Annotated in this window: 9 protein-coding genes; 3 read left to right on the top strand and 6 right to left on the bottom strand. The window is 38.1% G+C overall.

Going from position 1 to position 12,584, the window contains the following annotated elements; translation table 11 throughout:
- Nucleotides 1-41: 41 nt before the first annotated feature.
- The 3 genes from lpxB to JK629_RS08800 all read left to right on the top strand — a co-directional run bounded on the left by lpxB (nucleotide 42) and on the right by JK629_RS08800 (nucleotide 3,920).
- Entirely contained in the window at nucleotides 42-1,160 is a 1,119-nt protein-coding gene (gene lpxB / locus JK629_RS08810) for a lipid-A-disaccharide synthase (protein WP_202335273.1), read from the top strand.
- Nucleotides 1,161-1,204: 44 nt separating this feature from the next.
- Nucleotides 1,205-1,795 carry a C40 family peptidase gene (locus JK629_RS08805; protein ID WP_202335272.1) on the top strand — a complete coding sequence of 197 codons (591 nt, stop codon included), beginning with the start codon at nucleotides 1,205-1,207 and terminating at the stop codon, nucleotides 1,793-1,795.
- 100 nt (nucleotides 1,796-1,895) lie between these two features.
- On the top strand, nucleotides 1,896-3,920 hold the full coding sequence (locus JK629_RS08800; RefSeq protein WP_202335271.1) for a ComEC/Rec2 family competence protein: 2,025 nt from the start codon (nucleotides 1,896-1,898) through the stop codon (nucleotides 3,918-3,920).
- A gap of 27 nt (nucleotides 3,921-3,947) precedes the next feature.
- Here JK629_RS08800 and JK629_RS08795 read toward each other — a convergent pair whose 3' ends face one another.
- The 6 genes from JK629_RS08795 to JK629_RS08770 form a co-directional block, all read right to left on the bottom strand.
- Nucleotides 3,948-4,484, bottom strand: a complete 537-nt coding sequence (locus JK629_RS08795; protein WP_202335270.1) for a thioredoxin family protein — start codon at nucleotides 4,482-4,484, stop codon at nucleotides 3,948-3,950.
- 85 nt (nucleotides 4,485-4,569) lie between these two features.
- A complete protein-coding gene (locus JK629_RS08790; protein WP_202335269.1) occupies nucleotides 4,570-6,360 on the bottom strand; it encodes a peptide MFS transporter in 1,791 nt (596 codons plus the stop codon).
- Between the two features lie 31 nt (nucleotides 6,361-6,391).
- A complete protein-coding gene (locus JK629_RS08785; RefSeq protein ID WP_202335268.1) occupies nucleotides 6,392-7,795 on the bottom strand; it encodes a peptide MFS transporter in 1,404 nt (467 codons plus the stop codon).
- A 28-nt stretch (nucleotides 7,796-7,823) separates the two neighbouring features.
- On the bottom strand, nucleotides 7,824-10,004 hold the full coding sequence (locus JK629_RS08780; protein WP_202335267.1) for a S9 family peptidase: 2,181 nt from the start codon (nucleotides 10,002-10,004) through the stop codon (nucleotides 7,824-7,826).
- 176 nt (nucleotides 10,005-10,180) lie between these two features.
- The gene (locus tag JK629_RS08775) at nucleotides 10,181-11,095 is read right to left on the bottom strand and encodes a dimethylarginine dimethylaminohydrolase family protein (RefSeq protein WP_202335266.1); all 915 of its coding nucleotides are present in this window, start codon (nucleotides 11,093-11,095) and stop codon (nucleotides 10,181-10,183) included.
- A gap of 63 nt (nucleotides 11,096-11,158) precedes the next feature.
- A complete protein-coding gene (locus JK629_RS08770; protein WP_202335265.1) occupies nucleotides 11,159-12,445 on the bottom strand; it encodes a citrate synthase in 1,287 nt (428 codons plus the stop codon).
- Nucleotides 12,446-12,584 lie beyond the last annotated feature (139 nt).

Here is a 12,584-nt window from a genome sequence, read left to right as displayed (position 1 = left end):
TATTATCCGAAACCACAACTTTAAACTTATAACTTTTCAAAATGAAATACTACCTCATAGCAGGCGAAGCCTCCGGAGATTTGCACGGGGCCAATTTAATGAAAGCCTTAAAAAAAGAAGATTCCCAAGCGGATTTTCGCTTTTGGGGTGGCGATTTGATGCGTGAGGTTGGCGGCACCGAGGTAAAACATTATCGGGAACTTGCCTTTATGGGCTTTGCAGAGGTAGTACTAAACCTTCAAACTATTTTTAAAAACATCAAATTCTGCAAAAAGGATATTGAGCGCTTCAATCCCGATGTAATTATTTTTATAGACTATCCCGGCTTCAACTTTCGAATTATGAAATGGGCGCGGCAAAAAGGATACCGAACGCATTATTACATTTCGCCCCAAATTTGGGCATGGAAGGAAGGGCGAATAAAAGATATAAAGCGTGATGTGGATGAGATGTATGTTATCCTTCCCTTTGAAAAGGGTTTTTATGAAAAAAAACATGAATTTCCGGTTCATTTTGTGGGTCACCCACTAATTGACGCCATTTATAACAGACCCCAAGTTGATCCCGAAATCTTCAAAAAAGAAAACGGTTTAGATGATCGACCAGTGGTAGCATTGCTTCCCGGCAGCAGAAAACAGGAAATAAAGAAAATGCTGGAAATAATGATTTCGGTAGCGAAAGATTTTAAGGATTATCAATTTGTTATTGCCGGTGCGCCAAGTCAGGAAAAATCATTTTACGAAAGTTTTCTCAGTACTAAAAATGTGCATTTTGTAGCTAATAAAACCTACGATCTTTTAAGTATTTCAGAAGCTGCCTTGGTTACCTCGGGCACAGCTACACTTGAAACCGCTCTTTTCAAAGTACCACAAGTGGTTTGCTACAAAGGTAGCAGGATTAGCTATGAAATTGCCAAACGGGTCATTAAGTTGGAATACATTTCACTGGTAAATTTAATTCTCAATAAAACAGTTGTTACCGAACTTATCCAAACCGAATTCAACACAATAAAGCTAAAAGAAGAACTCACAAAAATTTTGGATCCGTATAAACGGGCTACTATGTTTTTGGATTATTACGAATTGGAAAAAGCACTCGGAGGTCGTGGTGCAAGTGAAACCACGGCCAGACTAATCTATACTGCCGTAAAGAGAAATTAAATAAATTTTTATATTTTTAAACCTTCATCCACTATTTTTTATCGATGCGAAAACTACTCTTTCTTTCTTTTTTGGCTTTATTCCTCATATCCTGCGGTAGTACCAAAAACACTGGTAAAGTTCCAGAGGCCATCAAAGGGAAAAAAGAAACAAGAACTAAAACTACCCGAAAAGTAAATCTGCACAAAAACAATAAAATTGTAGCAAAAAGGGATGATGAAAACACTTCGGAAGCCTCTGAAGAATCTCCAAAAGAAATTAAGAAAGGAATTATAGATTACGCAAAAACCTTTGAGGGAACACGCTATAAATTTGGTGGCACTACTGATGCCGGGATGGACTGTTCAGGTCTGGTATACACCGCTTTCCAAAAGGAAAATATTAGCCTACCTCGTATTTCGCGAGATATGGCTAAAAAGGGGATACTTATTTCTTTTAAGGATATCGAGGAAGGCGATCTCGTTTTCTTTAAAACCACCAGCAGAAACACCATAAACCACGTAGGTTTGGTAGTTGAGGCAAAACGCGGTGAAGTAAAATTTATCCACTCCACGACCCGGGCCGGTGTTATTATTTCCTCACTCGATGAGGACTATTGGAAAAAGACATTTGTGGAAGTGCGGCGGGTCATTTAATTTTTCGGTTTCAGCAACTTTGCTTTTGCAAAATATATTTTTTAATTTTATTTCCATTCTCCCCAATAAGTTTTAAGTAAAACACTTAAAAGGTTGGGGCATGAAATTCATCAACTTTGCAATAGTAAAGTTTTCGGCTTTCCTCGTGCTGGGGATTCTCACTGCACATTACCTCCCCTCTAATTCTTTTTTTCTCTCTTATCTTTTCATAATCCTAGCAATAGTTGCGGGTCTTTGGTTTTGGGCAAAAAAGCAATTGGTTCAGCAACCTTACTTCGGAATAGCTGTCTATCTCTGCTTTTTCGCCATTGGTTACTTCACATATCAGATGCAGCTGCCAGAATTTCAACCCAACCATTATTCGCACTTTATTTCAGAAAACAAAGCAGATTTAGTACAGTTGAAAATAAACCAGAGCTTAAAACCCGACAAATTCTATCTAAAGTATTTTGCAACGATAACCGCAATAAACAACAATCCCGCGGCAGGAAAAATCTTGCTGAATATTTCAAAAAAATCTATAAAACAATCTTTTTCGCCCGATGAAATATTACTTGTATATGCCCCAATTACCGAAATTCAAAAACCACTGAACCCGCACCAGTTTGATTACTCAAAATATATGAAATCATTAGGGGTTTATGGACAGCTACGCCTTTCATCCTCCCCTATTCTAAAAACACAAAAAGCTTCCAAAACTTTGATGGGTATTGCGCAAAACATACGCGCGCATATAATTACAAAATTTCAAAACACCAACCTAAAAACGGACGAACGCGCCATTATACAAGCGCTTGTCTTGGGCGAAAAGAAAGACATTGACAAAAATCTGTACAACGAATACGCCGCTGCGGGAGCCGTGCATATTTTGGCCGTTTCGGGGCTACACGTGGGCATTTTATATATTATTCTCGCATTTCTTTTTAAACCCTTTGTAAGATGGAAATATGGTGTTTTTTTTCAAGCTACATTCATTGTTATTCTCTTATGGGGTTTTGCATTGTTATCGGGATTATCGCCTTCAGTTACGCGGGCGGTAACAATGTTCAGCTTCTTTGCAATTGCCAAACTTTTTGACCGAGAGATAAATTCCATAAACACCTTATTCCTTTCATTTTTTACGCTTTTAATCATCAATCCACTATGGTTATTCCAGGTTGGTTTTCAACTTAGCTATCTTGCAGTTTTCTTTATCGTTTGGCTACAACCGCTTTTTTATAAAGTAGGCTATTCAAAATACTGGATTGTGCGGAAAACTTGGGGAATCGTTTCCGTTACTATTTGTGCACAAATTGGGGTTCTACCGTTAAGTTTATACTATTTCCACCAATTTCCAGGATTATTTTTGCTCACCAATATAGTGGTACTGCCTTTTTTAACAATCTTGATGTGCGGCGGAATATTGATTGTTCTATTGGCGAGTTTTGACAGCTTGCCAAATTGGTTTGCAGACAGCTATAATTTTTTGATTGAAGGTCTTAATGGCTTTATTCATTGGATAGCAGTCCAAGACGAATTCCTCTTTAAGGAAATCCATTTTTCTATATTAAAAGTCTTGGGAACCTATTTACTAATTATTGCCATTGCATTACTTCTTAAAAAGATGAACTATCATAGGCTGGTAATTTCCTTATTGGCAATTTCAGTATTAATTTCAATCTACATTTATGATGAATTCAGGTATTCTGGAAATCAATTCTTGATATTTCAAAAGAGTAAACAGACATTAATCGCTTATAAAAACGGAAAGCATCTTACGGTTTTTAAAAGTGATAGTATTTCAAATACTTCTGAAACATATCCTCTTAAATCGTATAAAATTGCCGTAAATACTAATTCCTATTCGGAAAAAAAGATTCCGGGATTCTTTAAGTATAACAATAAAAATGTTTTGGTTTTAGATAGTTTGGGGGTCTTTCCCAATGCAACGAATGTGAATACAATTCTGCTCATTAGCAGTCCAAAAATAAACCTCAACCGACTAATTGATAGCTTAAAGCCTGTACAAATTATTGCCGATGGCAGTAACTATTATTCCTATGTAAAACGCTGGGAAAAAACCTGCAAACTAAAAAAGCTCCCGTTCCGCCATACTGCAAAACAAGGAGCTTTCCCAATAGAATAGCCCGAATATGAAACCGAAGTGGCTATACTAAAATGTGGGTTTAAAATTCTTCTGATACTCTTCCCAAGCCTCGGTAGTGGTTATTTTTAGATAATCGTCCGTATGTATCATTTTTAGGAAAATCTCAAGTTGGGGAGGCGTTCTGTACCCTGGTACCGTTTGGATTAACTTGCCTTCTTCCGTGAAAAAAACAACACTTGGATAGGCGTTAACCTTTAATGCGTGCGCAAATAAGTGCTGTGAATTTCTACCTTTTCTGGCGGGATCATAATTAGGATTTGTATAGGTAAAATCATTAAAAGTTACCTTTTCAGTCCCTTCTGCGTTAAATTTAACCGCATAATAGTTTTTGTTCAAATATTCAATTACGTCCGCATCACTGAAAGTATTTTTATCGAGCATCTTGCAGGGACCACACCACGTGGTATAAACGTCCATAAAAATCTTTTTCGGTTCTTTCTTTTGCGCGGCAAGCGCTTCGTTCATGGTCATCCACTTGATTTTATCCTGTGAATGGACCGTACCTGCGGAAACAATAAGAAAAAAGAGTAATAAATATTTCATTATAAATGCTTTAGTGATTTTAAATATTTTGAAACAAAAAGCGTTCCATAAAAAGGAACGCTTTTATATTATAAAGTATTGTGTGTTAACGAATACCGTGCATTAATTTTTTTAGAATTGGGTTAAGAATCATCGCAATAACCCCCACGCCAATGGGTATTAATGCAAAAATTAAAAAGAAGGTTCCTAAGGAATACTCCGCAGAAATCTTATCAATCATCCCGCCCATTGTATTTGCAGCCTTTTGGCCCACGGCAATGGCAAGGTACCACACCCCGAACATAAACCCAATCATTCTAGCAGGAACAAGTTTACTTAAATATGAAAGTCCTACTGGTGAAATACATAGTTCTCCCATAGTGTGCAGCAAATAAGCCAAAATTAGAAATATCATACTCACGGAAGCTGTCATCGCCCCTGAAGGTATATCTGACGCACCGTAAGAAAGTACCGCAAATCCTAATCCCAGTAATATCAAACCAATACCGTATTTCATACCTGCACTTGGATTGTATTTGCTCTCCCACCATCTGGAAAAAAGTGGTGCGAGGGTAATAATGAAAAAGGAATTTAAAATACCAAACCAAGTGGCATCCACTTCGTTGCCCTCCTGTGAAAACTTATCATATAAGCGGTAAAGTACCAATCCCCAAACCCCAATAAAAGCAATTGCCAGTACTATGTTTGAAGCGCCAATTATGGTGAATGTTTTCTTAAATAGCAAATAGATTACCCAAGTAATTATTATTAAAGGAACAGTAGTTAAAAGTGCATCCACGATTTTAAATATCATAGCTGAATCGCCTACCAATGTTCTATCGGTATAATCTCTTGCAAAAAGGGTCATGGATCCTAACGATTGCTCGAAGAACGAAAAGAAGAAAACGGTGAAAAGACCAAATATGGAAACCGCGATAATTCTATCACGAACTATAGGCAAGTATCTTACAATACGGGTAATCAATAATATTAAAAATAAGAACAATGCCGTTAAAACTACAAAATTGGTTCCGCTCAATCCGCCTACTTCAAAAGGAACTAAGGATGTACCTCCAATCTTCTCCAAAGGGTCGTTAAAAAGATAGAGTAAACCACCCACAGATGAAAGAACTACCAAGATTTTGTCAAACATTGTGAATGGATTTAACTTGATAGGGGCTTCTTCTGCTTGGTCATTTCGCAATTCAGGTCTTTCTTCGTTTATATTCTGTGGAATTTCAACTTCGTGAATTTTGGTAGGTTTGGCGCCTACACTTCCGAATAGATTTTTCGCCAAAAGGAACTGTAGCATCCCCAAGAACATAAAAATACCGGCAAGGCCAAAGCCCCAAGACCAGCCATAATTTTCAGCTAAATAACCGCAAAGCATCATTCCAAAGAAAGCTCCGGCATTTACACCCATATAGAAGATTGTATAAGCACCGTCTTTTTTCGATTCCTTACCTTTATACATTTCAGAAATGATGGAAGTAATATTCGGCTTAAAAAAACCTGTCCCAATAACCAGAAGTGCAAGACCCAAGTAAAAGGAAGCTGTAGTTTCCAGCGCCATAGAAGCGTGACCCAGGGTCATAATAATGCAACCCAAAACCACGGCCATTCGGTAACCTGTAATCTTATCTGCAATCCAGCCACCAATAATAGGCGTTAGATACAAAAGTGATGCATAGGTACCTATCAGTGCAAGCGCATGCTCGCGCGGCCATTCCCAGCCCGGGTTGTCGCTTAAAATTGGAGCTGTAAGGAACAGCACCAAAAGGATTCGCATTCCATAAAAGGAAAAACGCTCCCACATTTCAGTAAAAAAGAGTATAAACAATCCCGCGGGGTGCCCTAAAACTTTGTCTTTAAACAGATTTTCTATATCGGTGTTCATCGGTAAATGTTTTGGTTATGTTGCTGAAAAATTAGTTTGTCTTGTTGATTTCTGGATCTGCAAGTTCAAAAGGCTCGTTGTCGTGAAGTTCACGCTCATTATCCTCAGCGCCGTGCGTAAGTTTTTCAAGTTTCTTTCTTATCAATAAAACTAATAATCCAAAGGCAACACAGAATACCGCAATTCCCGTAAACACAGTGTATTCACCTAAATCAGAAGCAGATTCTCCCAAAAGTCCAGCAACCTTATTTCCAAAACCAGTCATCGCAAAATATACTCCCATCATCAAGGAAGCATATTTCAAAGGAGCTAATTTTGTAATATAAGAAAGCGCAACTGGCGATAGACATAATTCTCCCACGGTATGGAACAGATAAGCCAATACTAACCAGTACATAGCTGATGCGCCATCACTGTTAAACTGTGCGGCTGCAGCGGTCATGAAGAAAAAACCCGTCCCCATTATTATCAAACCAATACACATTTTAAAAAGTGAGGTGGAAACTTTTCCTTTCAATTTTCTATGCGCCCAATAGGCAGCTACGGAAGTTCCCAAAATAATTATAAACATGGCGTTAAGGGACTGAAACCAAGATGCTGGCACTTCCCAACCCATTAACATACGATCAGTTTTTTCAGATGCGTAAATATTCATCAAACCTCCCGCTTGTTCAAAAGCTCCCCAAAATACTATAACCAATATAAAAGAAATGAAAAGAACTATCATTCTATCTTTTTCAACTTTAGAAAGCGGTCTCTTCATAGCTGCTTTTTCTTCGGGATCGATAGATTTGTTGGTGTTGTTACCTACGTACTTCAAATGCTTCTGCCCTACCAAATATTGAATAAGTCCTAAAGCCATACCTATCGCCGCTAGACCAAAACCGTAGTGCCATCCATAAACTTCCCCAACATATCCTACAATTAAACTGGATAAGAAAGCACCTATATTAATACCAATATAAAAGATTGTAAAGCCCTTATCTCTTCTAATGTCTCCAGTTTTATACAGACCACCAACCATAGTTGAAATATTTGGCTTTAGCATACCTACACCCGCTATAATCAATCCAAGTCCGGTGTAAAAGGCCCACATTTCTTCTATTGAAAGAATACCATGCCCTGCCACCAAAAGAATACCACCTACAAGTACGGATTGCTTCTGGCCCATAAATTTATCGGCAATCCATCCTCCTGGAATGGAAGCAACGTAAACAAGCATGGTGTAAGTTCCGTATAATGAAAGCGCTTCGGCATTTGTCCACCCTAATCCTGGATTATCACTGGTAGCTTCTGCAACCAAATAAAGTACCAAAATGGCCCGCATTCCATAATAGGAGAAACGTTCCCACATTTCGGTAAAGAACAAAATATAAAGACCTACTGGGTGTCCAAATAGTTCTTTTTGCTTTTGATATTGAAGTGCTTCTGACATAAGATTAATTATTAGTTAGTGTTGATTTTTATAAATTGTTTTTGATATAATTGGTCATTAAAGTATAAAGATGCAAGCGGGTATTTCCACCATAAATTCCATGGTTTTTATCTGGATAGATTCTCCAGTCAAACTGCTTATTGGCTTGCACCAAAGCTTCTATTAAACGCATTGTATTTTGTACGTGTACGTTATCATCGGCACTTCCGTGTACTAATAAAAACTTTCCTTTCAGCTTATCTACGTGTGAAAGGGGGGAGTTATTATCATAGCCAGAAGCATTTTCCTGCGGGGTTTGCATATAGCGCTCTGTATAGATACTGTCATAAAATCTCCAACTGGTCACTGGCGCCACGGCGACGGCCATTTCAAACGTATCGGGTGCCTGGAAAAGACAATTTGAAGACATAAATCCACCGTAACTCCAGCCCCAAATACCTGTTCGCGAAGCATCAATATAGGGCAGCTCGCTCAATTTTTTGGCAACAGCCGTTTGGTCTTCAACTTCATATTTGCCCAATTCCTTTTGGGTCATTTTTTTGAAATCTCTTCCTTTAAAGCCAGTTCCGCGACCGTCCACGCAGGCTATGATAATTCCATATTCATTGGCAAGCATTTCATGCCAATAATCGTTAGAGGACATCCAACTATTGGAAACATTCTGTGAGCCGGGACCTGAATATTGATACAAAAACAATGGGTATTGTTTGCTTTCATCAAAATCCAATGGTTTTATCATATACATATTTAGATCTTCACCATTAATGTTTATAGTTGAATACTGTTTAGGTGAAATTTTATAAGAAGCCAGACGATTTTTTAAATCATTATTATTTTTTATTTCACGAAGCAGTTTGCCAGTTTTAGCTTCCCGAAGCGTGAAAACAAAAGGTGTTGTTGCGTCTGAAAATGTATTTATAAAATAGGTATAATCTGCACTGAAGTCGGCATCGTTGGTTCCTGTTTGTTGTGTTAAGCGTACTTTATTTTTACCGGAAGGAAGTATGGAGTACACATCACGATTGATGCTTCCGTTCTCGGTACTTTGATAGTAAACACGGCCCGTATTTTGATCAAAACCGTAATAAGCCGTCACTTCCCAAGGCCCTTGAGTTACCTGATTTAGCAGCTTTCCATTTTTATCGTATTGGTAAATGTGGTTCCAACCATCCCGTTCACTGGTCCAGAAAAAACTGTTGTTGTTTAAAAAGGTAAGGTTGTCGGTAACGTCAACGTATGCGTCATCTTTTTCTGCTAAAATTAATTTTGACGTATTGTTTGAAGCATCCACAAAAACCAAATCTATTTCATTTTGATGACGATTGGTAAGCTGCACACTCAAAAGGTTGTTGTCTTGCGTCCAAAGTAACCGTGGAATATAATAGCTATTGTATTTTGAAAGGTTTATTTCAGAAGTTTTTTCACTACCAAGATCATATAAATGCAATGAAACCTTGGAGTTTGCCTCTCCAGCTTTTGGATATTTGAAGGTGTCTGCAGAAGGGTAGAGTTCGTTGCCGTAAAGATCCATATTGAACTGTGGCACCTCGGTTTCATCAAATTTAATGTAAGCTAGCCTATCGCCGTCCTTGCTCCATTCAAATGCCCGCACAAACGCGAATTCTTCCTCATAAACCCAATCGGTAATCCCATTTATAATACTGTTCTTTTTACCGTCTGTGGTAATCTGTTTAGTTTCTCCAGATTTCAAATCCTTTATATACAGATTGTTTTGATATCCGTAAGCTACCTTACTACCATCATTGCTAAAGGTAGGCTCTTGAATTTTATGTGTGGAAACCAAACTGAACTGTTTTGAAGCAATATCGTACACGTAATAAGTTCCCAAGGAGGAACGACGATATATTTGCTGCAGCTCTGTAGTAAATAGAATCTTTGACTCGTCCTTGCTGAACTCATAAGAAATTACGTAATTGATGCCTTTTAAATCTGCACTATTCAATAGGGTTCGTACTTTCTGGCCACTTTTGTAGTCATAAACATCAACGGTAGAAGCTTTGTTCTGTCGGTCATAATTGAGCACCGCATATTCTTTTCCGTTGTTCATGGAATTTAATGCGTCTAGACCTTGGGTTTTAAAAGCTCCACCCCAAATTTCTTCAAGGCTTATGTTTTTTTGTTGGGCTATAAGGGTGGAAAAAGCTGTTAGAAACAGCAATAAAAAGGGAAGGGAATTGAATCTTTTCAAAGTGTTAAAATTTTGTTACGCCAAGTTTACTAATTTTTTGTGAAAGAGCGTAAGGTTTTTTTGTTAAATAAGCCCTTGAAGCGTTATTTAACGCGAATAACAATTAGTTACAAACCCTTACAAATTGTACACTATTACAATCCAAAAATGCAAATCCTTAATAATTAGGTTTTGAGTTAATCACGCACTAATGGCATGGTAGTGCAACGCAACAAACCTTCCTGTTTTGATATTTCAGCGTAAGGAACTTCTTCTACCGTAAAACCTTGCTCACGCAGCCAGTTATTCAATCTCGTGAAGTTTTTCTCTGAAATGACCACATCAGGCGAAATTGAGAATACATTGCTGTTCATATCGTACATTTCGCGTTTTGTAATGTGGAAGCAGTTTTCCTTTCCGAAGAAATCTATAAGCCAATTATACTCCTCTTCAATCAAAAACCCTTCCTTGTGTATAATGGCCTTGCCCTTACCTAACGGCTGAAAACAGCAATCTAAATGCAATGCATTTTCATCTGCGACAGTATTGCTTTTTTTGAGGTTGAAAGATTTTACCTTCTTATGTGGAAACAATTTTTGTAGGTGTTTTACAGCGTTCAGATTGGTACGTGCAGTTATAAAATTTGGATAGTCCTCACCATAATAGGCGCCTACAAAAATATAATCGCCCCAAGGCATAACATCACCTCCTTCTATATGGGCATTTTCTGGAAATTCAATAATTTTTGAAGGGTCAATCTGATTGATTACGTGCTCTATGGCTTCAATTTCCATGGAACGATCTTCCAAAATATTTGCGATGATAAATTTGTCTTCAATTACAAAGGCTATATCACGCGAGAAAATTTGGTTATAATCCTTAATGGATTGTGGCCTGTACACTTTTACATCATACTTTTTAAAAACTTCGGCCACGGCCTCCATTTCCTTTACCATATCTTCATCCTTAGGATAAGTACCAGCCTTAATATGCTCTGCCGATTTGGGATCGTAGGCATTTTCCAACTTGGGAACGGGTCCATTGCTGTCGGCGCGACCCAGCACCACAACACGTAGTCTTGAAGTTTCGTCGTTAATGTTTAAATTGATCATATCGCAAATATAGAAAAAGCACCCCGATTCGGAAGTGCTTTTAAAAGTATTAAAAATAAGTATTTATCTTTTTTCGATAGGTACAAAGGAACGAAGGTTAGCACCCACATAAATTTGTCTTGGACGGCCAATCGGCTCTTTTTGTAGCCTCATCTCTCTCCACTGCGCTATCCAGCCCGGAAGACGCCCAAGGGCAAACATAGGAGTGAACATCTCTACCGGAATACCCAAGGCACGGTAAATGATACCCGAATAGAAATCTACGTTAGGATATAATTTTCTTTCCACAAAATATGGATCTTCCAGCGCTTCTTTTTCAAGAGCCTTTGCAATGTCCAGAACGGGATCTTCAATTCCTAAATCTTCTAGAACATCATCGGCAGCTTTTTTGATGATTTTTGCACGGGGGTCAAAGTTTTTATACACTCTGTGGCCAAAGCCCATAAGACGAAACGGATCCTCCTTATCTTTTGCTTTTGCCATAAATTTCTTGGTATCGCCACCATCTTCCTTAATAGCTTCCAGCATTTCAATAACTGCTTGGTTAGCACCTCCGTGAAGTGGCCCCCACAGTGCCGCGATACCTGCAGAAATAGAAACAAAAAGACCTGCGTGCGATGAACCTACAATACGTACCGTTGAGGTAGAACAATTCTGTTCGTGGTCTGCATGTAGAATCAATAGTTTGTTTAATGCATCAACCACAGTAGGCTTTGATGTGTATTCCCCACTTGGCTTTTTGAACATCATTTTTACAAAATTATCCACATAGCGTAACGAGTCATCCCCATAATCAAGCGGTAAACCCAACCGTTTTCTGTAAGTCCACGCAGTTAGTACGGGGAATTTTGCCAAGATTTTCACTATGGCTTTATACATATCTTCCTCACTATCTACATTTACCGATGATGGATTGAATGCAACCAAAGCAGAAGTTAATGATGAAAGCACGCCCATAGGATGGGCAGATTTTGGAAAGCCATCCAATATTTTTTTAACATCTTCATCAACGTGCGATTGTGCTTTTATATCATTATGGAATTTTTCAAGTTGTTCCTCTGTGGGCAACTCCCCAAAAATAAGAAGATAGCAAACTTCCAAAAAGCGAGCTTTTTCAGCAAGTTCCTCAATGGAATATCCCCTATAGCGGAGAATTCCCTTTTCACCATCCAGAAAGGTTATGGCACTCTCACAAGAGCCTGTATTCTTATACCCAGGGTCTAAAGTAACAACCCCATTGGTATCGCTACGAAGACTTTTTATATCTATTCCTAATTCATTTTCAGTCCCTTCCACAATGGGGAACTCGTATTTTTTTCCATCTATTTCGAGGGTCGCCATCTTTGCCATAAAATATTGTGTGTTTTTTATTTATTCAGAAATGCTAAATTACAAAATCTAAAGCTATTTTTTTAACATTTCGAAGTAATCTTAGGTTAAAAAATCCTTAAATCATCGATGCTTAGTGGATTTTTGAAAATTAAAAAAC

Source organism: Aequorivita iocasae, assembly GCF_016757735.1.
In the GTDB taxonomy this organism is placed as follows: domain Bacteria; phylum Bacteroidota; class Bacteroidia; order Flavobacteriales; family Flavobacteriaceae; genus Aequorivita; species Aequorivita iocasae.
The sequence above is the reverse complement of the archived record's forward strand: the minus strand, read 5'-3'. Positions and strand labels throughout refer to the sequence as shown.

Coding starts and splice junctions, on each gene's coding strand:
- JK629_RS08790 (WP_202335269.1), bottom strand. CDS start 6,360: ATGAACACCGATATAGAAAATCTGTTTAAAGACAAAGTTTTAGGGCAC.
- JK629_RS08770 (WP_202335265.1), bottom strand. CDS start 12,445: ATGGCAAAGATGGCGACCCTCGAAATAGATGGAAAAAAATACGAGTTC.
- JK629_RS08795 (WP_202335270.1), bottom strand. CDS start 4,484: ATGAAATATTTATTACTCTTTTTTCTTATTGTTTCCGCAGGTACGGTC.
- lpxB (WP_202335273.1), top strand. CDS start 42: ATGAAATACTACCTCATAGCAGGCGAAGCCTCCGGAGATTTGCACGGG.
- JK629_RS08785 (WP_202335268.1), bottom strand. CDS start 7,795: ATGTCAGAAGCACTTCAATATCAAAAGCAAAAAGAACTATTTGGACAC.
- JK629_RS08800 (WP_202335271.1), top strand. CDS start 1,896: ATGAAATTCATCAACTTTGCAATAGTAAAGTTTTCGGCTTTCCTCGTG.
- JK629_RS08775 (WP_202335266.1), bottom strand. CDS start 11,095: ATGATCAATTTAAACATTAACGACGAAACTTCAAGACTACGTGTTGTG.
- JK629_RS08805 (WP_202335272.1), top strand. CDS start 1,205: ATGCGAAAACTACTCTTTCTTTCTTTTTTGGCTTTATTCCTCATATCC.